Genomic DNA, 2,194 nt, shown 5'->3' with positions numbered 1-2,194 from the left:
GATATAATTGAGAAATATAAAGTTACAGGTATATTTTTTTCGCCCACTGGAGTTAGAAGCTTATTAATGGTAGGAATTGAAGAGGCAAGAAAGCATGATTTGTCATCAGTTGAGAGGATTGTATGTGCTGGAGAGGTATTAAATCCACCAGCATGGAAGTGGTTACAGAAAGATGTTTTTAATGATAAAATACCTGTAATAGATCACATGTGGCAAACGGAATCTTCTGCGCCAATCTTTGCTAATCCATACGGCCTAGAGATGTTTCCTATAAAACCAGGATCTGCTGGTAAGCCAGTACCAGGAATAATATCAGATATTGTTGATGAGTTTACTGGCAGGTCTTTGTTGCCTGGAGAAAAAGGTACTGTTATCATTAAAAAGCCATGGCCAGGATTAACACCAACTCTATACAAGGATCCCGAATCATATAAAAGGGAATATTGGGAGAGAACTCCTGGGACGTTAGGTGCTTATTATTGTGGCGATGCTGCTACTTTTGATACCGATGGCTACATATGGTTTACAGGAAGATCTGATGAGGTTATAAATATTGCTGCTCACAGAGTAGGAACAATAGAGGTAGAAAATATTTTAATGGATCATCCTGCAGTAGGGGAAGCAGCCGTATCAGGTGTTCCTGATGAACTTAGAGGAGAGGTTTGTTCTGCTTTTGTAGTGTTAAAACCTGGCTACTCACCATCGCCTCAATTAAAGAAGGAATTAATAAAGCATGTAAGAGATGTAATGGGTCCTATTATAGTTTTTAAGGATATAGAGTGTGTGAAAATGCTACCAAAGACTAGAAGTGGAAAAATAATGAGAAGGGTACTAAAGAAGCTATGGACCAAAGAAGACCTTGGTGATTTGTCTACTATAGAGGATGGAACTTCTATAGATGAGATAAAGGAAGGTATAAGAAGGATGGGGATAAAAATATAAATTTATATATAAATAAAAATAATATAAATAAATATACTATATATTTGGTTAAACTTATATATAGGATATAGTAAAATTAAAGTTGTTTTATGTTAAGCTGATATTGTAAGTTTATTGTATGCTTTTGTTGTTTTAATTATTTGAAATGGAAATATCTTTGTAAATTTTGCGCATTTCACGCTTTAAAAGCTTACCTGTTGGTGTTTTGGGGAGGGAATCCACGAATATAACATTTTTAGGCACTTTGAAAGGAGCTAGTTTGCCTCGACATAGATTAATAATTTCATCAGCAGTAATCTTTTCTCCTTTTTTAGGAACAATCACAGCTGTAACCGCCTCTATCCATTTGGGATGAGGAACACCAATAACTGCTACTTCCTCTACCCGTTTATCAAGATATATAACCTCTTCTACTTCTCTAGAGGAAACGTTTTCACCACCAGTTTTTACCATGTCCTTTTTTCTGTCTACCACAGTTATATAGCCGTCTTCGTCCAAAACTCCAAGATCTCCAGAATGAAACCATCCACCCCGCATTACCTCATCGGTTTTTTCTTGATCTTTGTAGTACATCATCATAACGTGAGGACCACGACCACATATTTCATCGGTAATACCTGGTTCGTTCACTGGTTTTCCATCTTCTGACTCTAAACGGGTTTCCATATTCAGACCAGCCTTTCCAGCAGACCCCAATTTATTCCAAGCATCTTCAGCCTTTAAGATTGTGTGATAGGGAGAGAGTTCAGTTTGTCCATAATAATTATAGATTTTGGTGCCAGGCAAGCGCTCTAAAAGTTCTCTTAATACTTCAATAGGCATAATTGATGCTCCATAATAGAGCTTTTTTAAACTTGATAAATTATATGAATCAAACTTTGGGTGTCTTAATATGCCAATCCAAACAGTAGGGGGTGCAAATAGCATAGTGGCTTTATGTTTTTCTACATTTTTTAAGATTTCATCTACATTTGAGCCAATGAGAATATTAGTAGCACCAATATAAAATATTGGATTTAGAAAACAATCTCTTTGAGCACAGTGATAAATAGGTAAGGCATTTACATTGATATCAGAGGACTCATAACAACCATCAATGATACAGCCCATATAATGGGCTATTAGAGCTTGATTATTTATTATAACACCTTTAGGTTTTGATTCTGTACCACTAGTGTAGGTAAGTTGTACGGGTTCTTCAATACGAAGTATTGTGTTGGGCTCTGTATCTGGGTATTTTGTATACAAGGAC

2 protein-coding genes are annotated in these 2,194 nt (G+C 36.0%); one reads left to right on the top strand and one right to left on the bottom strand.

Going from position 1 to position 2,194, the window contains the following annotated elements:
- On the top strand, positions 1-942 hold a 942-nt coding region (locus SVN78_10430), incomplete at its 5' end, for an AMP-binding protein (protein ID MDY6822023.1).
- A 132-nt stretch (positions 943-1,074) separates the two neighbouring features.
- Here SVN78_10430 and SVN78_10425 read toward each other — a convergent pair.
- Positions 1,075-2,194 (bottom strand): AMP-binding protein (locus tag SVN78_10425; protein ID MDY6822022.1); only part of this gene is annotated, 1,120 nt, incomplete at its 5' end.

The sequence above is a fragment of the Deferribacterota bacterium genome (assembly GCA_034189185.1).
Classification (GTDB): domain Bacteria; phylum Chrysiogenota; class Deferribacteres; order Deferribacterales; family UBA228; genus UBA228.
The sequence above is the reverse complement of the archived record's forward strand: the minus strand, read 5'-3'. Positions and strand labels throughout refer to the sequence as shown.